Raw genomic sequence first — 19699 nt, 5'->3', positions numbered from 1 at the left:
GACACCGTCAAGGTTCGTTGCCGACCAGGCCGATCTTCGTTGCACCTTCGCGCTGCGCTGCCGCCATGACCTGCGCGACCGCGCTGTACGGCGCGAGCTTGTCCGGCGAGAGATGGATCTCGGGCTGATCCGCCTGAGCGGCGACATCGGCCATGTGATGCTCGAGATCCGCGCCAGCCGCGAGCGGCGCGCCATTCCATTGCAGCGCGCCTGTCGGGCCGATATCGATCTGCACGGCCGGCGGCGGCGTGGCGGGCGGCGGCGGGCTATCCACCGGCAGATTCATCTTGACCGCGTGCATCTGGATCGGGATCGTGATGATGAGCATGATCAGCAGCACCAGCATCACGTCGATCAGCGGCGTCGTGTTGATGTCCACCAGCACGTCCGGTTCCTCGCTGCCCGATGGGACATTCATCGCCATCGTCTAGACTCCTTTTCGGTTCGGGTTAGCCGCCGCGCGCAGGCGGCTGGGTGATGAACGAGACTTTGGCAATACCCGCACGTTCGCAGGTGCTCACCACGCGCGCAATGTATTCGTAGCGCGTGGCCTGATCGCCGCGCACATGAACCTCGGGCTGCGGGTTACGCTGCGAAATGCCTTTCAGTTGCGCGAGCAACGTTGTGGCACCCACGCGCTTCTCATTCCAGAACAGGTCGCCCTCTTTATCGACGGCAATCTCGATGCTGTCCGGTTTGGTCTGCAACGGATTCACCGTTTCCTTCGGCAATTGCACCGGCACCGTATGCGTAACCACCGGAATCGTGATGAGGAAAATGATCAGCAAAACCAGCATCACGTCCACGAGCGGTGTCGTGTTGATGGAGGCGATGACTTCGTCTTCGCCTCCGTCCTGAGCTACGTTCATGGCCATGGCGAATCGGACTCAGTGGGCGTTGACGACCGCGCGGACCGGGCGCTTGCGGCCCCCGGCGAGCAGCACCGTATGCAGTTGCGCTGCAAAGCCGCGCACGCGCTCCATCAGCGACTTGTTGCGACGCACGAGGAAGTTGTAGCCGAGCACGGCGGGCACGGCCACGGCCAGACCTACGGCCGTCATGATGAGCGCTTCGCCCACCGGTCCCGCCACCTTGTCGATCGACGCCTGGCCTGCAATGCCGATCGCCGTGAGCGCGTGATAGATGCCCCAGACCGTGCCGAACAGGCCAACGAACGGCGCCGTCGAACCCACCGTGGCGAGGAACGCAAGACCGTCCTGCAGGCGATTCGACACGTTGTTGCTGGCCCGATCGATCGACACCTGAATCCATGTGTTGCGATCGACTTCTTCGAGGAGCGCTTCGTCGTGATGCTCGGCGGCTTCGAGGCCCGTCTCGGCAATAAAGCGGAACGGCGAGTTGTCGTCGAGATCGGCTACGCCCACGGCCAGCGACGGCGCGCTCCAGAGTTGCGCGTCGGCCGATTTCGCGCGGCGCGCTGCTCGTGCCTGCTCGACGAACTTGGTGATCATGATGTACCAGCTCCCCATCGACATCACGACGAGTACCAGCAGCACGAAGCGCGCGACGAAATCGCCATTGGCCCACAGCGCGCCGAGCCCGTACGGATTCGCATCGGTTGAATTGCCGGCGCTTTGCGCCCACACGAGCGGTGAGGCGAGCAGCGCGACGGCGCCAGCCGCCGCAGGAATGAGGCGCGCGGAACGCGCAGCAAGGATTGACTTCTTCATGTTTGCTCCAGAGTGATGCTCAATTCAGGTTGAATGAAAACGGCACCTGCACGCGCACGGGCTGGCCCTGCGAAATGCAGTTGAACTTCTTCACCGCGTTAAAGGCGGCGCGATCGAGCAAGGGATCGGCGGACTTCTCGACCTTCTCTTCCGTCACGTGACCTTGCGGGTCCACCACGAACGAGATCAGCACATCGCCGGTGATGTTGTTGTCCTGCGCTTCTTCCGGATACACCATTGCAGCGCGTACCTTGTCGGAGTTCGGGCAGACCACACCGGCCTCGTGACTCACGGGCTTCGCGGGCGCAGGCGGGGCCGGCGGCGCAACGGGTGCGGGCGGCGCCGGCGGCGCAGGCTGCTCGGACTGATGCGCGATCGTCGGCGCGGGAGGCGCTACGACCGGCACTTCGGGCTTCGGCACGTAAGGCACGACGCGTTTGGGCGGCGCCACCGGCTTCGGCGGCGGCAGTTTGACGGTGGGGATGGGCGGCACAGGTACCGGCTTCACCGTCTCCAGAATGCGCACTTCCACGGGCTTCTGGATCACCTGCACCACCTTGCTAGCAAGGCCGTTGAGCAAGGCCCAGATAAAGACGATGTGCAACAGCAGCACGGCCGCGATACCCGCATAGCGGCGCACCGATCCCTGTCTGCGCGCCCCGTACTGGCGCGGGCGCGCTGCCCACTTCCCCGCCACCACCACTGAGTCCGACATGAAGCGCTCCTTCCTTTCCTTTGCACTACAAACTGTTTGTAAACCGTGGCGCCGCGAATTTCACGCGGCGCGCGCTGCATCAGGTCTTCGGCAGGCCCGGCGGATTGGTGGCGGCACGCTGGATCGCCTCCGAATCCAGACTCCAGCGGTCGAGCACCTGGCGATACTTGCCATCGCGGATCAGATCGTTGAGCACCTGGGTGATCGGATCGGCCAGACCGCTACCTTTGCGCGTGGTGATCGCCACTTCTGCGGTACGCGGCCAGCCGCCGCTCACGGTGCCCACCAGACGCGTCTTCCCTTGCGTCGCCGCTTGCCAGGCGAGCACGGCATTCACGCTGAAAATTGCATCGGCGCGGCCCGATTGCAGTGCGAGCGTGCGCACCGCATCGTCGTCGTAGTACTGCACGCTCACCGGCTTCAGGCCATGTGCCACGTTTTCCTTGTCCCATTCGAGCAGCACTTTTTCCTGATTGGTGCCTGCATCGGTGATGATGCGCAGGCCCGCCACATCCTTGGGTTCGCGAATCGATTTGATCGGGCTATCCTTGCGCACGTAAAAACCCACCTCATCGCGCCGATAGGTCGAAAAATCGAACTTCGCCTTGCGTTCTTCCGTCACGGTCACGTTGGACACCACGGCATCGACCTTGCCCGACTGCAGCGCAAGCGGCCAGTCCGGCCATGCGAGCACGACGAGTTTGAGCTTGCGGCCCAAGCTATCGGCCACCACCTGCGAGAGATCGACGTCGAAGCCCACGACGGTTTTCGCATCTGTGGCGTAGGTGCTGATCGGCGGCAACGCTGGCACGATGCCGATGGTGAGCGCATCTTTATCGACGAAATTGAAGCTCGCCGGAATGGATTTGATGATTGCCGGGTCCGCACTGGCGCGCACGCGGCCGTGCTGTTCCGGGCTCAGATCGAAAGACGTGGCGGCCAATGCGAGGCCGGCAGCGCCGAGCGCCAGCGCGCCCGCGAAAACAGCGAGAGAATGTTTGAGTTTCATGGCGAATTCAAGCAGACAGGTCGATAAAGAAATGAATCTCAGTGCTGCGCGTCTAACGGTTCGCGCGGGCGCAGATCGTGGAGCGAATCGATCGCACGCGGATTGATCAGGTCTTTGGCAAAAGGCAAATGCACGTGCACTTCCGGCGCAATAGCGCGATCGAACAGCGGCGTATAGCCCGAATCGATATAGAGGCCCCACGCTTCCGGCTGCTTGAAACCGGTGGTGAGATAGACACGCCGATACCCCTGACGCAACGCACGCGCTTCGAGTGCTGCCACGACTTGCCGCGCGAGTCCCTGGCGGCGCTGATCTTCGCGCGTCCAGATGCGCTTGAGTTCGGCGGTCTGCGCGTCATAGCGCTTGAACGCGCCGCCGCCCACAGTTTCTCCGTCACGCTCGACAATGATGAAAGCGCCTTCGGGCGGCGTGAATAATTCGGCGGGATAACGCGCGAGTTCTGCTGCAGCGGACGCTTCGCTATCGGTACGAAAGGCGCGGTAGCGCGTGGCATATTCGCGTGTGAGCGCGTCGATCAAAGGCTGCGCGGCGGGATCGAGCGGCGAGGTGTCGAAAATGCGGAAGCTCATGGTCGTTGCATTCGTAATGGGCCAATTTGCGGCGGCGTACCGGAGGTTTTATCCGGTGCCACCGTATTTTTTCTGTGATCGCAACGTCGCCATACTTATTCAACGACTGTTGGGGTTGCGACAAGATTAGCCTTTCGACGAATGCAGATTAACCAAGCATTTCTAATATGTTTATCGACTTGTCTTAATGGATTGAAACCGCATTGAATTACGCTTTATTACCCTCTGGTGCCGCGCGATTTTCGTCATCCGATTGGCGGAACATGACGTTGCGTTGATCGTTATACCGGCTGCGCCAGATGAAACAGACAATCGCCGCGCTGCACGGCCGCCATCGCGCGCTGGCAGACGACTTCGCCATCGGCTTCGAAATTGACTATCACGGGTTCACGCAATGGCGTGTCGGGAAAGTGAATGCGCGCCGCAGACTGCCCTGCGCTCACGCTCTGCCCAAGTTGCACGAGCGGCTCGTACACACCGCGCTCATACGCATAGACGTAATGCGACGCGCCAGCCACGCGATAAAAGCGCGTTTCGCCGGGCGCTTTCGTAGGCACCAGCGGCCCCTCCAGTAAGCCGATCTTGCCTAGCAAATGCAGTATGCCTTCGCGCGCCTCGCGCAGCAAAGGTGGCTGCACGATACCCGCGCCCCCGAGTTCGGTGACGATCGAAAGCGCTCCCTGACGACGCGCCGCGCTCGCCGAATGCACAGGATTGAGTGGATGCAAAAACGCGCGCGGCATGCCGAACGCCGAAAGCGCCGCACGCAGACGCGTATTTTCATCGGCGTCGCGCGGTTCGATCGCCAGCATATTCGCACCGTGATAGATCAGCGAACTGCCGCCCGAATGGAAATCGAGCAGATATTGCGAACGCGCCAGTAGCGTGTGCTCGATATAGTCCGCGATAACGGCAGTGGGTTCGCCGTGCGGATCACCGGGAAAGCTGCGGTTCAGGTTGCCGTCGTCGAGCGGCGAAACACGCAGGCCCGCCTCGGCGGCGGGGAAATTCGCCATCGGCAGGAAGATCAACTGACCTTGCACCCAGGCCGGTTCGATTTCGCGCAGCAGTTGCGAGACGAGAACTTGTCCTTCGTATTCGTCGCCGTGACTGCCGCCCATCAGCAGCACGGTCGGTCCCGTGCCGTTGCGGATCGACGCCACCGGAATGGGAATCCAGCCGTATGCGGAGCGATGCACCGAATGCGGCAAGCGCAGATAGCCGGTATGACGGCCAGTAACGTCGAAATCGATTTCACTGCGGATGGGATTGACCATGCTGCTCCTTCTTCTGTTCGCAATCGATAGATAAACCGGTTCATTCTGGTCGATGCAGGCGAGCGCGCCTACCAAGCTTTAAGCGAATGAATATGCAAGCCGCGTCCGCTGGCTTCGCCGCCTGATTAAGCGCGCTACGGAACATCCATAGCAGAAATGCTTCGTTGGCCGTGCGCTGCACACTCACTACACTGCGTTCCATCTTGTCATAACAAGTTCGCCATGCCTCAGAACACGCTCGCCGCGCTGCCGCCGCAACCGCTTTACGCAAAGATCAAGGACACGCTGCGTGCGCGCATCCTGGATGGCAGCTACGCGCCGCATAGCCAGATGCCGTCCGAACACGAGCTTTGCGCGCTCTTTGGCGTCAGCCGCATCACCGTGCGCCAGGCGCTAGGCGATCTGCAGAAGGAAGGGCTCGTGTTTCGCCTGCACGGCAAAGGGACGTTTGTATCGAAGCCGAAGGCATTCCAGAACGTGACCTCGCTGCAAGGCTTTGCCGAAGCGATGACGTCGATGGGCTATGAGATCGTCAACCAGTTGCGCGCGTTTCGCGTCGTCAAAGCCAGCCGACATGTCGCGCAAAAACTGCACCTGGCCGAAGGGGAAAACGTGGTGGAGATTCATCGCGTGCGCCTGCTCAACCGCAAGCCGGTTTCGCTCGAACTCACCTGGCTGCCCGAAGCGCTGGGCAAACGCCTCGCCAATGCCGACCTTACCGCGCGCGACATCTTTCTGATTCTGGAAAACGATTGTGGCGTGCCGCTCGGTCACGCCGATGTATCGATCGACGCCATGCTGGCGAGCGACGATATCGTCGATGCCCTGCGCGTTGAGGACGGCAGCCCGGTGCTGCGCATCGAGCGCACCACCCACGACGCCAGCGGAACGCCCATCGATTACGAATATCTGTATTTTCGCGGCGACGCCTTCCAGTATCGCCTGCGTGTGGATCGCGAGAAGAGCGCATCGCACGCCACCCATCAATAAGGATGACGTAATGACGACACAAACGATCCCCACCGAAGTACTGGACTACGACATTGTGGTAGTTGGCGGCGGCACAGCCGGCCCGATGGCGGCGATCAAGGCCAAAGAACGCAATCCCGCGCTGCGCGTGCTGGTGCTGGAGAAAGCCCACGTCAAACGCAGCGGCGCGATTTCCATGGGCATGGACGGGCTGAACAACGCGATCATTCCGGGGCACGCCACGCCTGAGCAATACACGCGCGAGATCACCATCGCAAATGACGGCATTGTCGATCAGGACGCCGTTTATGCCTATGCGAAGCATAGCTTCACTACCATCGAGCAACTGGATCGCTGGGGCGTGAAGTTCGAAAAGGACGGCAATGGCGATTACGCCGTGAAGAAAGTCCATCACATGGGCGCCTATGTATTGCCCATGCCCGAAGGCCACGACATCAAGAAAGTGCTGTACCGCCAGCTTAAACGCGCGCGCATAGACATCACCAATCGTGTCGTCACCACGCGTTTGCTCACCGATGCGCAAGGCGCCGTTTGCGGCGTGATCGGCTTCGATTGCCGTACTGCGCATAGCGTGGTGGTGCGCGCCAAAGCCGTGATTCTGTGCTGTGGCGCGGCCGGGCGACTCGGTCTGCCCGCCTCCGGCTATTTGATGGGCACGTACGAAAACCCCACCAATGCGGGCGACGGTTACGCCATGGCCTATCACGCAGGCGCTGCGCTCACCAACCTCGAATGCTTCCAGATCAATCCGCTGATCAAGGACTATAACGGGCCAGCGTGTGCCTACGTGACCGGCCCGCTCGGCGGCTTTACGGCGAATGGCAAGGGCGAGCGCTTTATCGAATGCGATTACTGGAGCGGCCAGATGATGTGGGAGTTCTATCAGGAATTGCAGAGCGGCAATGGCCCCGTGTTTCTCAAACTCGATCATCTTGCCGAAGAAACCATTCAGACCATCGAGCAGATTCTGCACACCAACGAGCGCCCGAGCCGCGGACGTTTTCACGCCGGACGCGGCACCGACTACCGCGATCAGATGGTGGAAATGCATATCTCGGAGATTGGCTTGTGTAGCGGGCATAGCGCGTCCGGCGTCTATGTCGATTCGCGTGCGCGTACTACCGTGCCGGGACTCTACGCTGCCGGAGACATGGCCGCCGTGCCGCACAACTACATGCTGGGCGCGTTTACTTACGGCTGGTTCGCGGGCCACGACGCAGCCGATTACGTGGCAGGCCGCGAACACGCGCCACTCGATCAGGCCCAGATCGATGCCGAACGCGCCCGCATTTACGCGCCGCTCGAACGCAAGGAAGGACTCTCGCCTTCGCAGGTCGAATACAAGTTGCGCCGTATGGTCAACGATTATCTCCAGCCGCCCAAGGTCACGCGAAAGATGGAGATTGGCCTGCAACGTTTTGACGCCATTGCTGAGGATATCGAATCGATAAAGGCCAACAACGCGCATGAACTGATGCGTGCAGCCGAAGTCCGAGCGATCCGCGATTGCGCCGAAATGGCCGCGCGCGCTTCGCTGTTTCGCACCGAAAGCCGCTGGGGACTGTATCACCATCGCGTCGATTTTCCGCAGCGCGACGACGCCAACTGGTTCTGCCATTCCGATCTGCGCAAGGACGAGAACGACCGCATGATCTGCGAAAAGCGCGCCGTCGCACCTTACGTCGTGCCGATTGGCGCGGCGGAGCAAGGAGCTTATGACCGCATGCGGATCAAGCCCACCCAGACACTGGCCGAAGCGCACTGAAAAACCGCTGGAGAAAAACATCATGTCCTTTACACCCCACGATATCTTCCAGCGCAGCAGCGCGCCCGTCACCATCGACGAAAATCTCTGCATTGCCGATAAAGGCTGCACGGTTTGCGTCGATGTCTGCCCGCTCGATCTGCTCGCGATCGATACGTCCAAAGGCAAGGCCTATATGCAATTCGACGAGTGCTGGTACTGCATGCCCTGCGAGCGCGATTGCCCGACCGGCGCCGTCAAGGTCGACATTCCGTATCTGCTGCGCTAGGCGCTCAGGCTATCGAAGCACAATCATTCGGATTCCAGATAGATTTTCACCATGACTGATCTTTTCGAAAACCGCGCACTCGCGCGCCTCGCGGATGCCGATGCTGCCGTGCGCCGCATCGCCGTGCTCGACCTCGCCGATCTCGAAGACGAAGCGCTCGTGCCCACGCTGGTGGCGACGCTGCGCGGCGACACCTCGCCCGAAGTGCGGCGCGAAGCGGCGAATGTGCTCGCGGCGTGGGAGCAGGAAGACGTGGTGGAAGCGCTGTGCGCCGCCTTGCTCGACACCGACGCAAGCGTGCGCGAAGCCGCCCAGCAAGCGCTTTCGGAACTCAAGGACGCGGCATCGGCGAACGTGTTGCGGCGCTGGGCCGCGCGGCCCGAACCGTTCGCGCGCCGCGCGGCCTTGCGTGGCCTGCGCGAACTGCGCGACGCCGCCGCATTCGAGCCGGCGCTCGCCGCCCTGGACGACGCCGATGCGCAAGTGCGGCTCGAAGCCGTGGCCGTGCTCGGCTGGCTCAAAGACGCGCGCGCGCTCGCTCCGCTCTCGGCGTTGCTGGCAACCGATGCGCAAGTGCCGGTGCGCCACGCGGCGGCGGGCGCGCTCGGCTTCGCGGCGCCCGACGATGCCCACGCCGCGCCCGCACTCCTTCACGCGCTAGGCGACGCCGACTGGCAGGTGCGCGAAGAAGCCGCGACAACGCTCGGCAAGCTGCACAACCATGCGGCGCGCGATGCGCTCGTGACCGCGCTCGCCGACGATTACTGGCAAGTGCGTCTGCGCGCGACACGCGCGCTCGGGCGTCTCGCCGATCCACAAGCCGCTGGCGCCATCGGCGCGCTGCTGACGCATTCGATCAGCAATCTGCGCAAGGAAGCGGCCTTGGCGCTAGGCGAAATCGGCGCGCCCGCGAGCATCGCGCTATTGCAGGCGGCGCTGAAAGATCGTGATCCCGAAGTCCGCAAGGCTGTGCGCATCGCCTTGCAGCAAGTCGAAAGCCGCGCATCATGAAAGTGCCGGTGGAATTACGTAACGAAGGCAGCACGCTCGTGCTGGTTTGGCCCGATGGCGTGCATCAGCGCGTGGCGCTGAATGCACTGCGCGCGGCCTGCCCGTGTGGATATTGCCGTGCGCCGCGTTTGGGGGGCAGTCAGGCGCGCGAAGCGTTCCCGGCGGATCTGCTTCTCACCGACATTGCGCCGATGGGCTATGGGGTGCAGCTTGTGTTCAGCGACGGCCACGATCGTGGCATTTATCCATGGAGCTGGCTCGAAAATTTCCAGGCCGACGCGCTTGCAAACGTGCTTACAACGCTTCCTGACAAAGAGACATCATCCGCTGCACCATGGTCGATGCCTCATTGAGTTCCATTTCAGCGGTAAACAGCACCGATACACTCGAAAGCCGCACGGCGATCCCGGCGCCCAGCAGATCGCGGCTGGCAATCTTCAGCGCAAGCTGGCCCAGACGCACGCGATCGAGCCAGTGCATGGTCGCCCCGGCTTTTTGCAGCCATTCGCGGCAGCACGACACCACATGATCGACGCGCCATTCCTGCGTCAGCGCATATGACGACGCGGCGATCGCCACGAGATAACAGAGCAATTCCGGGCGGGCACTGCTCGCTTCGATAAATTCCGTTTTCACTGGCATGCTGTCCCTCGTTTCCAGACATAGGCTCCATAGCTATGGCCGGACATCGCAAAAGCAAGCAAAGAACGCATTGTGCATCGGATCAGCCGCCACCTGGTTAAAGCTGGCTGGCTTTGTCCGGCACCGCACGCACGTCGTGGCGCATTTCCTGCGGCGCGACGCCATACGCGCGCCGAAACGCGCGCGTAAAGTCGGAAGCGCTTTTGAAACCCACCGCATAAGCGATGTCCTGCACCGCGAGGCCAGGAAACGCTACGAGTTCGCTGGCCGCCGTGCGCAGGCGTAAGTGGCGAATATACGCTCCCAGGCCGCCTTCGTGCTGAAACAGCCGGTACAACGACGGCCGCGACAGCCCGAGCGAACTCACGACCTGCTCCGGCGTGAGGTCCGCATCGGCGAGATGGGTACGCACATAACGCCGTGCGCCGTCGAACGCAAGCGCCCGCGCGGTGGCGCGCTGGCCGCCCTTGATGCCCGCCTCTTCGCCGTAAGCTTCCAGAAGCAGATCGACGATTTCGCTCACTTCGTCGTATGCGCGCTCAGCCGCCAGAAACGGCATATGCGCCGCCAGCGACACGGCGCGCCCCACCAGATAACGCACAAGCGGCATCTGCGGCGAAAGCAGGCGACCGTGCAATGCGCCCGGATCGGGGAAGACCTGCCCGAGACGCACGCCGGGCACGAAGATGGTGATATGGCGGCAGGCGCCGCGCACGAGGCGCACGGGATGATCGAGATCGACCGCAAGAATGCCGCAATCGATTTCCACGCCGCTACGCTTCGCCGTATGCGTGAGCACGCCTTTACCCGTGCCGTCGACGAAAAGATGAAACACCACGCTGCGCACGTTATCGCGCGAAATACGTGCGATCGTGCGGTCGAGCGTCAGCGGGTCTGTATAGCAATCGGCGAACATGAATTCGCCCACGTCGTAACGATCGATCGAGGCGCGAAACGGCCGCTCCATTTCATGCCGCGAAGGCACCACATCGGTGACCGAACCCATGCGCTCGCGCCACGCGAGCAACTGACGGCCTACCGGCAGATTCAGCACGTCGAAATGCTGATGCGCGAGCGCGCGGCGCTGTAATGCATCGCTGCGGATCGGTAAATCCTGGTAGTGCGTGCTCGAATTCGCCATGCCGTGGTCTCGCGCGTGGATTCGGGTCATCCGTGCAACCCGGTTTGAGTTTTGAAAGCTCGCCTATACCCAGATCATGATAGAGCAAGGCGGACTTTTGACAATAATGCACGAGGAATCAGGTCGGAAATGCGACAGCGCCGCGCACCGGTTCTCGACGTTGCCATTCGTTAGTGATACCAGGCAATTTTCCATGACGCCGAGATGACACGCGTCACCGGTAAATCAAATTGCAAAGCGTACAAAAAAAGTGCATGACGTGCACGAAAAAACCGCTTTTCATGCGTGCCGATTCAAGCTCGCGCCGTTTGCGGATCGGCCTGAAAAAATATTTCGATCCGTCACGCATGCGCGAAGCCGCGCGCGTGCGTGCGCGAATTCAACGCGCATGGCATGTATGGCAAACGTTTGCATTCACCTTGCATGGCGGCACGGCGCTTGCTCGCGAACGGGCCGCGCACTACATCGCGCGACGTAGTTTCTGCTTTTGTCCACTTTCACTCTCATCGCCGCATTGAATGACGGCATCAGGAGTTTGCTCCATGTTTTCCAGGCGCACGCGCACTATTCAGGTCACGCTGCTGTCGGCGGCAGCCCTCGCCCTCTTTTCACCTGTTGCGCCCGCGCAGCAATACACCACCGACTGGCTCGCCAATACTTACGGCACGCTCGCCGCGCATGTCGGCAACGGCGCGCGGTCGATGTGGGTCTCGCCCGAAGGGGTCGTGTATACCGCCTCGTTCTGGGACGAAAACGAAGGCGGCGTCGCTATTTACCAGAATGGCAAAAACCTGGGCTCGATCGGCATTCACGACGAATTCCAGGGCGGCGCCATTACCGGCAATAGCACGTCGATTTTCGCGGTTCTGCAGTCGGGCACCTCGTTCGGTAGCGGCACGGTCGGGCGCTACAACCGCGCGGATGGCACGCGCGATCTCACCATCAACGTAAGCGTCTGGAACAAGGTGAGCCGCGCCGACGCCATCACCGGCCTCGCCACCGCCGGCTCCTCGCTTTACGCCAGCGACTTCTTCGCCAACCGCGTGCGCGCGTTCACCACCGACGGCGTCTGGCAACGCGACATGTCGATCAAAAGCCCCGGCGCGCTCGCCATCGATAGTGCGGGCAATCTCTGGGTCGCGCAAAAGAGCGCGGGCACGATCAGCGAATTCAGCGCGGCGGGCGCGCCATTGCAGACCATCCAGATGCCGGCGGGCGCGCAACCTTCGGCGCTGTATTTCGATGCCTCGACCGGCCTGCTGATGGTGGGCGACGAAGGCCCGGACCAGAACATCAAGCTCTATAGCCTTGCCGGTGCGCCTGCATTGACTGGCACCTTCGGCGTGACAGGCGGCTATCTGGACGCCACGAGCGGCATCAAGGGGCAAGTGGGCGACAAGCGCTTCACGCGTATTACCGGCATCGGCAAAGACAGTGCGGGCAATCTCTATGTGCTCAACAATCCCTGGGGCGGCGGCTGGGATCTGGGCCGCAACGGCGGCACCGATATCCACGCCTATAACGCGGCAGGCACGCTGCTCTACAAGCTGCAGGCGCTCAATTTCGAAGGCGTGGCCGCGCCCGATCCGCTCACCGACGCCACGCTTTTCTATAGCGGCACCGATATTTTCACGGGCACGGCGGGCGGTAGCTTCGTCGCCAATACGGTCGACCCGTTCGCGTACCCGAACGATCCGCGCCTGAACATGAACGACACGCAGCGCGACGAACATTTCGGCCAGCTCGTGACGGTGGGCGGCAACCGCATACTCGTGGCATCCGGGCAAAACCCCGGTATTTTTTATTTCTATCACTTCAATACCGCGAGCGGGTATATCGCGATTCCCGATGCCGCGCTGCCCGGCACCGCGTTCAACACGGCCCTGCAGGTCACCGGTGGCTTCTGCCTCGACAACAAGGGCGATATCTGGGCCGGACTCGATCGCACCAATCACATCTATCACTACCCGCTCACCGGTTTCGACGGCAACGGCAAACCGTCATGGGGACCGGCCGTGACGACCTCGACGCCCGAAAGCGTGCGGCCCACCGCGCGCATCGTCTATCAGCCGGAAACCGACACGATGATTCTCGCGCAAGGTCTCGCCGGCAACTGGGACTGGACCGCGATGAACGGCTATATCGAGGTCTATCACGGCTGGGCGGCCGGAAATATCAGCAAGCCGAGCCCAGTCATCACGCTCACCAGCGCGAATCCGAAATCGATTGCGGCAGCGGGCAATTATCTGTTTGTCGGCTATGTACATACAGTGCCCAACATCGACGTCTACAACCTGACGAGCGGCCAGCTCGTCACCACGCTGACCAACGCGAGCCCGGGCACGGTGGACGTGGGCAACGACGTCGATTCGATGTACGGACTGCGCGCCTACCTGCGCTCGAACGGCGAATACGTGATCACGAAAGACAATTACAACGGCACCAGCGTGATCGTGCATCGCTGGATGCCGTAAGACATTCGTCTGCTGATGTTTTATCGATGTAGGTGTTTGATTTTATTGACTGCGCATCGGTCGCCGGGCGCACGATAAAGCACACTTGGTCGACTTCAGCCCAGGGTAGAATTCGGCGCTTGAACTGCCCATGCCGTCGTCAAGACTTCATTTTTCGGCGCAGGTGCCGATATATTGGTGCCATATAAGATCGCCCGTCGAAGGCGGTCCTGGAACTGTTGGGCTAAAGCAGACAATACACCGTGATCCGGCGCACTGCGCCGGATCGCCAGAAAAGGGCGTCCGACCCTGCCTGAGAAAAAAAATGATCCCCACTATCTTTGCACGACCGTACCTCCTCTCCGCAGTGAGTCAGGATGAGCGAATCGCAGGATTGAAGAACGCCATGATCGAATGGCGCGACGGCGCACGCGCCGTGTTTGCCGGCGTCCGGCCTTACCGGCGCGCCGCATGACGTTCGCCCAGATCCGGCGCTTCGTCGGCTATACGTGCGTGGGCGCGGCCGGCACCGCTGTGCAGTACGGCGTGCTCAGCGCGCTCGTGCTGATTCACGCCTGCGGTGCGGTGGTGGCATCGGCGCTTGGCGCGATCGCCGGAGCCATCGTCAATTACGGCCTCAACTACCGCCTGACGTTTCGCGCCACGCGTTCGCACCGCGAAGCCGCGCCCCGTTTCTTCGCGGTCGCCGCAGTGGGCGTCGCGCTCAATAGCGCGCTCATGTACGTGCTGATCCATCTGCTTGGGATCGGCTGGCTGCTTGCGCAATGCGCGACCACGGGCTGCGTCCTGATCCTCACCTATAGCGCCAATTCGCTCTGGACCTTCCAGACGCGCCGCACCTGAGCGTCGCACCCGAGCGCCGCGCGCCCATCACCCTCTTCCTGCACTGCGAATCATCGATGTCCGATACTTCCACCCTGGAGCTGTCCCTACCCACCGCGGCCCGCACGCGGCAAAGCAAGTCCGGCGAGCTGGGCCTGCTGCTCTGGCTGCTGCCGCTGCACGCACTCGTCTGGACCCTGGGCGCCTGGCTCGCCAGCAGCAATCTCGACACCCCGGGCGACATGATCGAGAACTACGTTTGGGGCATCGAATGGCAGGCCGGTTACGCCAAGCATCCGCCGCTGTTCGCATGGATCACGGCGGCGTGGTTCCGTGTGTTTCCGCATACTGACATCGCTTATTTCGCGCTGTCGTCGCTGAACGCGATGGCAGGACTGTTCGGCATCGTCGCGCTGGCCGGGCGCTTCGTGCCGCGCCGCCTCGCGATGCTGGCCGGCGTGGCGATGGCCGTCTCGCCGCTGTACTCGAACCTCGCGATCAAATTCAACGCAAATTCGGTGCTGCTTTCCATCTGGCCGTGGGCCGCGTACTTTTTCGTGCGCTACATGCAAACGCGCGGCTGGGCATCGGCGCTGGCGCTCGGCGCGCTTGCCGCAGCGGCGGTGCTGGGCAAATATTTCTCGATCGTGCTGCTGCTCGCACTGGCTTTCGCGACACTCGCGCGGCCCGACTGGCGCGCGCGCCTGATCGACTGGCGCACGCTGCTGGTTGCCGCCGCGTTCGCGGCCGTGCTCGCACCGCACGTGCACTGGCTCGTGGTCAATCACTTCCCCACCTTCGCTTACGCCGATAAACGCACGGGCGGGACCTTCGCCGCCGCGATCGGCCGCTTCGGCATCTACACGCTCGCGCAGATCGGCTACCTGGCGCTGAGCTTCGTCGCCTTGCTGCTGATGGTGCGCAAGCGCCGCGGCAAAGCAGCAAAACTGATGGCCGCCAGCATCGTCAAACCGTCGATGTGTCCCGACCTCTGGTGGCTGACGCTTGCCCCGCTGTTCGCCGTCGGCCTGATCGCCTGCGCCGCTCGCACGCAGATGGCTTCGGTCTGGGGTATGGCGCAGTGGTTCGCCGTCGCGCCGTTGTGGCTGACCGTGCTGCATCGCGCCGGCATCCGGCTCGAACCGGCGCGCGCCGTGCGCGTGCTGGGCGGCTACTGGCTGATCGTGCTCGCGGCGACGACGACGGTCGGCTACCTGGGCGCGCGTCACAACAGCGACGCCGCCGCCGAACCGCGCGCCGAACTCGCGGCCGCCGCGCAGGACATGTGGAAGCAGCGCTTTGGCAGCGACGTCCCGAGCGTGGCGGGATCGGTCCACGAAGCGCAATCCGTGGCCTTTTATAGCCACGGGCACACGCAGTTCTGGAGCATGGGCGAGCCGCAGACGACGCCGTGGCTGCAACTTGGCGAACTGGATCGACACGGCGCCCTGTTCGTGTGCCGCGCGAACGACGTGCCCTGCATCGTGCAGGCGCGTTGGATCACCGGCGAGCAACCCGACCCGGTCACGGTGCACAAGCACGCGTGGGGACGTGAGCTGGCCGCGCGCCAGTATGTGTTCTTCGTGGTCGCGCCGGATCGGTAAATGTTCGCGCCGTCGCGCAGCGCAGTCTGCGCGACGGGTTCAATCGGCGAGGCCTTCTCTCGCCAACACCGTCTGAACGCAGGGCCGCACTCGCACGCCCTCGTACCAACGTTGCAGATTCTCAAAGCCGCTCAAGTCGATATCGGCGTGATAGACGGATTTTATCCAGGTGGCCTTGGCCCAGCCGGTCAGCGCGAAAAGATAGGCATCGGCTAGCGTGAATGTTTCGCCCATGAGATAGCGCTTGCCTTCGAGTTGCCGGTCGATCCACTTGAAGCGTGCAAGCAGTTTGGGCCGCGCCGTGTCGACATATTTCCCCGCAGCCACCGCATAGAGCAGCGGAACGTAGCCCAGCGGCGTGATTTCGTAATAGTCTCCACCGCCTTTGATCACATGGCGACGTGCATCGACTTCGACCAGTTCCGCGTCCATGTTGGCTTCGAGTAAAACAATATGGACTGCTTGAGAACAACTGCCGGGTGCGTGATAGAGCTTCATGGATTTCCTTCATGTTTCCAGGTGCGAGGTGCAGGCCGCACTATCGCGCAGTCGCGGGAAAAATTGAAGAAGGCAGAAGTTTGTGGTGTAGGCACAAAAGGTATACCGCGGGACGCGATTTTCGCGCGAAAACAGCAGACTTGAATTTTAGAGACGATCGGTCTAATATCCATCGCATGGACACCAACCCCACCCTCAAGCCTCGTCGCGGACGCCCGCCTAAAGATCCGCGCGCGCACGGCGACACGCGCGACATGCTGATTCGCGCAGGCATGGAACTACTGACGAGCCAGGGTTTCGCCGCCACGGGCCTCGACACTGTGCTCAAGCTCGCCGGCATTCCCAAGGGCTCGTTCTATCACTACTTCGACAGCAAGGAAGCGTTCGGCCGTGCGCTGATGGACGCTTACGACGCCTATTTCTGCGCGATGCTCGACCGCTGGCTGATCGACGATACACAGCCCGCGCTGGATCGCCTCGCCGCCTTCGTCGAGAACGCTAAAACCGGCATGGCGCGCTACGACTACACGCGCGGCTGCCTGGTCGGCAATCTGGGACTGGAGGTGGGCATCCTGCCCGAGGACTACCGCACACGGCTGGAGGCCGCGCTGCAAGGCTGGCAGGCCCGCGTGCGCGCGTGTCTCGCCGATGCCCAGCGCGAAGGCCACGTCGCCAGCGATGCCGATCTCGACGCATTGGCCGCGTTCTTCTGGATTGGCTGGGAAGGCGCCGTACTGCGCGCGCGGGTCGTGCGCGATGCGGCACCGCTCGACACGTTTTTTCGCGGCTTCATCGCCGGGCTTGGCTGCACGGCCCGGCCGCAATAATCCCTCTTCAGCCGGGCGCCTTGCGTTCCGGCTCGCTCACCGTTGAATCAACACGCGAGACACACCATGTTCAAAGGCATTCTCATTGAGAAGGAATCCGAAGCATATTCGGCGAAAGTGACCGGAATCGACGAAGCGAGTCTGCCCGCAGGCGACGTACTCGTCGATGTGCAGTACAGCACGTTGAACTACAAGGACGGACTCGCGATCACGGGCAAAGGCCCGGTCGTGCGCAGCTTTCCGATGGTGCCGGGCATCGACTTCGCGGGCGTGGTCGCGCATAGCGACGATCCGCGCTACGCCGTGGGCGATGCGGTCGTGCTCAACGGCTGGGGCGTGGGCGAACAGCATTGGGGCGGGCTCGCTCAAAAGGCGCGCGTGCGCGGCGACTGGCTGATTCCGCTGCCCAAAGGCCTCACTGCACGACAAGCGATGGCGGTGGGCACCGCGGGCTACACGGCCATGCTGTGCGTGCTCGCGCTCGAACGTTACGGTATTCGCGCCGATCAGGGCGATGTGCTCGTGACGGGCGCAAGTGGCGGCGTCGGCAGTTTTGCGATCGCCCTGCTCGCGCAGCGCGGCTATCGCGTGGTGGCCTCCACCGGCAAGCTCAACGAAACCGCCTACCTGCAGCAACTGGGCGCCGCCGAAGTCATCGATCGCGCGACGCTTTCCGCGCCCGGAAAGCCCTTGCAAAAGGAACGCTGGGCGGCGGCCGTCGATTCGGTCGGCGGTCATACGCTCGCCAATGTCTGCGCAAGCCTGCGCGCGGATGGCGCCGTCGCCGCCTGCGGCCTCGCGCAAGGCATGGAGCTTCCCGCCACGGTCGCGCCGTTTATCCTGCGTGGCGTGAGCCTGCTGGGCGTGAACAGCGTGACGCGTCCTTTCGCCGAGCGTCAGCAGGCGTGGCAGGTTTTGGCCGAGACATTCGATCTGGCCATGCTCGATACGCTTACGCAGGAAGTCGGGCTCGACGCGGCGATTCCGGCCGCGCACGATCTGCTCGATGGGCGCGTGCGCGGACGTATCGTCGTCGATGTGAATCGCTGAGCGCACCTGAAGCGGCACGCATGCAACGTTGAAGCTGTCCTTCGCGGAGACTCGTGAAGGACGCTAAAGACAGGCCAATCCAGAACAGGCCATCCAGGATCGCCCGCGCTCACGCTGCGCCACAGGGCGCGCACGAGAACACGCCCGAAGGCGTCGGCGAGCAATCCAGCCGGCTATTACCGGCGACGCATACCGGGGCGCGGCTGCGCACCACCGGACGAACCGTCCTTGTGACGGAAGTTGATACGACCCTTAGTCAGATCGTAGACCGACAACTCGAGCGTGACCCGGTCGCCAGCAATAATACGGATGTGATTCTTGCGCATACGACCCGATGCGTATGCATTCACGACCACGCCGTTTTCGAGCGTGACGCGATATTTGCTGTCCGGCAGCACTTCGTCGACAACGCCGTCGAGTTCAAGCAACTCTTCCTTCGCCAAATCCATTCCTCCAGAAATTTCCAATGCCGCGTCCACGAGACGCGCAGTCCATTGCCCAATGGCGAGCCACTTTCGACTGATTCTGGGAACCCCAGAAGCGCGTCAAATTTCGCCGATGCCGGGCAACTTGTGCTCTTGATGAGCCAACCGGGGAACGGATCGCCAGCATTGACCTGGACCCAACCGCGGAGACAAACATCGGGCGCGTATGCGGGCGACGTGATCCGACTGCGAGCGCAGAGAACACGTGCGCAAGAACACGCACAAGATACGCGTGGCACCGAAGTGCCACGGTCTGAGACAGGGCAATCGCGCCGCCTGATTGCCTGAGAGGAAAACCTCAAAGGCTGGGCCGGCGCGACGCAAACACCTTACAGCGGGGTGATGTTCGAAGCCTGGAGGCCCTTAGGACCACGCTTGGTTTCGTAGCTGACCTTCTGGCCTTCTGCCAGGGTCTTGAAGCCCGTGCCACGCACTTCCGAGAAGTGAGCGAACAGATCGTCGCCGCCCTTGTCCGGAGTGATGAAGCCAAAGCCCTTGCTGTCGTTAAACCATTTGACGGTACCGGTTTCCACTAAAAAATCCTCAAAAAACAAATAAAAACACTCGCACCTGGACAGGGCGAATTCAAATCAGGCTCAAGCGGTAGAGGTCAACGAAAGCCGCGAGTTGCGGCGATTGATGAGCAGACACAGCTGAAAGATTATCTTGGTGAACATACGCGCTATCTGGAGACCCGTCAAGCAGTTTCGTCAGTCCCGGCGCAAAGGACGCAGGGCGTTGCCGGACGAAAGAGCCCCCCATAAAGCGGAAAACGCGCGGCTCAGCCGCGCGTTTTGTACGACGAAAGTCGCGCAGACCTTCGCCTGAGCGCCTGTTACA

At 62.1% G+C, this 19699-nt stretch carries 23 protein-coding genes; 11 read left to right on the top strand and 12 right to left on the bottom strand.

Annotated features, from left to right (window positions below; translation table 11 throughout):
• Positions 1-7 precede the first annotated feature (7 nt).
• From U5A67_RS23965 to U5A67_RS23935, 7 genes are all read right to left on the bottom strand, one after another.
• The gene (locus tag U5A67_RS23965) at positions 8-424 is read right to left on the bottom strand and encodes a biopolymer transporter ExbD (protein WP_321816137.1); all 417 of its coding nucleotides are present in this window, start codon (positions 422-424) and stop codon (positions 8-10) included.
• A 25-nt stretch (positions 425-449) separates the two neighbouring features.
• Positions 450-875 (bottom strand): biopolymer transporter ExbD, encoded by a 426-nt coding sequence (locus U5A67_RS23960; protein WP_321816136.1) that lies wholly within the window; start codon positions 873-875, stop codon positions 450-452.
• A 12-nt stretch (positions 876-887) separates the two neighbouring features.
• Complete coding sequence (locus tag U5A67_RS23955; RefSeq protein WP_205983657.1) at positions 888-1691, bottom strand: MotA/TolQ/ExbB proton channel family protein; 804 nt, start codon at positions 1689-1691, stop codon at positions 888-890.
• A 19-nt stretch (positions 1692-1710) separates the two neighbouring features.
• Complete coding sequence (locus U5A67_RS23950) at positions 1711-2406, bottom strand: energy transducer TonB (protein WP_321816135.1); 696 nt, start codon at positions 2404-2406, stop codon at positions 1711-1713.
• 79 nt (positions 2407-2485) lie between these two features.
• A complete protein-coding gene (locus U5A67_RS23945) occupies positions 2486-3415 on the bottom strand; it encodes an ABC transporter substrate-binding protein (protein ID WP_321816134.1) in 930 nt (309 codons plus the stop codon).
• A gap of 38 nt (positions 3416-3453) precedes the next feature.
• Positions 3454-4005, bottom strand: coding sequence for a GNAT family N-acetyltransferase (locus U5A67_RS23940; protein WP_321816133.1), 552 nt, complete (start codon positions 4003-4005; stop codon positions 3454-3456).
• A gap of 281 nt (positions 4006-4286) precedes the next feature.
• Positions 4287-5282 (bottom strand): succinylglutamate desuccinylase/aspartoacylase family protein, encoded by a 996-nt coding sequence (locus U5A67_RS23935; RefSeq protein WP_321816132.1) that lies wholly within the window; start codon positions 5280-5282, stop codon positions 4287-4289.
• Between the two features lie 222 nt (positions 5283-5504).
• On the opposite strand from U5A67_RS23935, the gene U5A67_RS23930 reads away from it, so the two are divergent.
• From U5A67_RS23930 to U5A67_RS23910, 5 genes are read left to right on the top strand one after another with little or no spacing between them, the layout of a single operon-like run.
• Positions 5505-6272 (top strand): GntR family transcriptional regulator, encoded by a 768-nt coding sequence (locus U5A67_RS23930; RefSeq protein WP_321816131.1) that lies wholly within the window; start codon positions 5505-5507, stop codon positions 6270-6272.
• Between the two features lie 10 nt (positions 6273-6282).
• On the top strand, positions 6283-8037 hold the full coding sequence (locus tag U5A67_RS23925; protein WP_415767914.1) for a fumarate reductase/succinate dehydrogenase flavoprotein subunit: 1755 nt from the start codon (positions 6283-6285) through the stop codon (positions 8035-8037).
• Positions 8038-8059: 22 nt separating this feature from the next.
• Positions 8060-8305: a ferredoxin family protein gene (locus U5A67_RS23920; protein WP_205983651.1), complete on the top strand. Its 246-nt coding sequence runs from the start codon at positions 8060-8062 to the stop codon at positions 8303-8305.
• Between the two features lie 51 nt (positions 8306-8356).
• Positions 8357-9316 (top strand): HEAT repeat domain-containing protein, encoded by a 960-nt coding sequence (locus tag U5A67_RS23915; RefSeq protein ID WP_321816130.1) that lies wholly within the window; start codon positions 8357-8359, stop codon positions 9314-9316.
• Entirely contained in the window at positions 9313-9669 is a 357-nt protein-coding gene (locus U5A67_RS23910) for a DUF971 domain-containing protein (RefSeq protein WP_321816129.1), read from the top strand. Before U5A67_RS23915 ends, U5A67_RS23910 begins: the two co-directional genes overlap by 4 nt.
• On the opposite strand, the gene U5A67_RS23905 is transcribed toward U5A67_RS23910, so the two are convergent.
• The gene (locus U5A67_RS23905) at positions 9611-9958 is read right to left on the bottom strand and encodes a hypothetical protein (RefSeq protein WP_205987743.1); all 348 of its coding nucleotides are present in this window, start codon (positions 9956-9958) and stop codon (positions 9611-9613) included. The two genes, U5A67_RS23910 and U5A67_RS23905, sit on opposite strands and share 59 nt — an antisense overlap.
• Before the next feature lie 97 nt (positions 9959-10055).
• Positions 10056-11129, bottom strand: a complete 1074-nt coding sequence (locus U5A67_RS23900) for a helix-turn-helix transcriptional regulator (RefSeq protein WP_321816128.1) — start codon at positions 11127-11129, stop codon at positions 10056-10058.
• A gap of 512 nt (positions 11130-11641) precedes the next feature.
• Here U5A67_RS23900 and U5A67_RS23895 point away from each other — a divergent pair.
• The 4 genes from U5A67_RS23895 (at position 11642) to U5A67_RS23880 (ending at position 15999) form a co-directional block, all read left to right on the top strand.
• Positions 11642-13573: an SMP-30/gluconolactonase/LRE family protein gene (locus tag U5A67_RS23895; RefSeq protein WP_321816127.1), complete on the top strand. Its 1932-nt coding sequence runs from the start codon at positions 11642-11644 to the stop codon at positions 13571-13573.
• 304 nt (positions 13574-13877) lie between these two features.
• Complete coding sequence (locus tag U5A67_RS23890) at positions 13878-14027, top strand: hypothetical protein (RefSeq protein WP_321816126.1); 150 nt, start codon at positions 13878-13880, stop codon at positions 14025-14027.
• Positions 14024-14416: a GtrA family protein gene (locus U5A67_RS23885; RefSeq protein WP_205987746.1), complete on the top strand. Its 393-nt coding sequence runs from the start codon at positions 14024-14026 to the stop codon at positions 14414-14416. Before U5A67_RS23890 ends, U5A67_RS23885 begins: the two co-directional genes overlap by 4 nt.
• Positions 14417-14472: 56 nt before the next feature.
• A complete protein-coding gene (locus U5A67_RS23880; protein WP_321816125.1) occupies positions 14473-15999 on the top strand; it encodes a glycosyltransferase family 39 protein in 1527 nt (508 codons plus the stop codon).
• A gap of 39 nt (positions 16000-16038) precedes the next feature.
• Here U5A67_RS23880 and U5A67_RS23875 read toward each other — a convergent pair whose 3' ends face one another.
• Positions 16039-16497 (bottom strand): glutathione binding-like protein, encoded by a 459-nt coding sequence (locus tag U5A67_RS23875; RefSeq protein WP_321816124.1) that lies wholly within the window; start codon positions 16495-16497, stop codon positions 16039-16041.
• A 176-nt stretch (positions 16498-16673) separates the two neighbouring features.
• On the opposite strand from U5A67_RS23875, the gene U5A67_RS23870 reads away from it, so the two are divergent.
• Together U5A67_RS23870 and U5A67_RS23865 are read left to right on the top strand one after the other, a co-directional pair.
• A complete protein-coding gene (locus U5A67_RS23870; protein WP_321816123.1) occupies positions 16674-17324 on the top strand; it encodes a TetR/AcrR family transcriptional regulator in 651 nt (216 codons plus the stop codon).
• A gap of 66 nt (positions 17325-17390) precedes the next feature.
• Positions 17391-18374, top strand: coding sequence for an MDR family oxidoreductase (locus U5A67_RS23865; protein ID WP_321816122.1), 984 nt, complete (start codon positions 17391-17393; stop codon positions 18372-18374).
• Between the two features lie 176 nt (positions 18375-18550).
• Here the strand turns inward: U5A67_RS23865 and infA are convergent, their stop codons facing one another.
• Both infA and U5A67_RS23855 read right to left on the bottom strand, forming a co-directional pair.
• On the bottom strand, positions 18551-18817 hold the full coding sequence (gene infA, locus U5A67_RS23860) for a translation initiation factor IF-1 (protein ID WP_205987770.1): 267 nt from the start codon (positions 18815-18817) through the stop codon (positions 18551-18553).
• A gap of 371 nt (positions 18818-19188) precedes the next feature.
• Positions 19189-19392 carry a cold-shock protein gene (locus U5A67_RS23855; protein ID WP_065064791.1) on the bottom strand — a complete coding sequence of 68 codons (204 nt, stop codon included), beginning with the start codon at positions 19390-19392 and terminating at the stop codon, positions 19189-19191.
• Positions 19393-19699: the final 307 nt, after the last annotated feature.

This window comes from Paraburkholderia sp. J69-1 (assembly GCF_905220255.1).
Taxonomy (GTDB): Bacteria; Pseudomonadota; Gammaproteobacteria; order Burkholderiales; family Burkholderiaceae; genus Paraburkholderia.
Note: the sequence above shows the minus strand (reverse complement) of the source record. Positions and strands in the feature narration are given on the sequence as shown.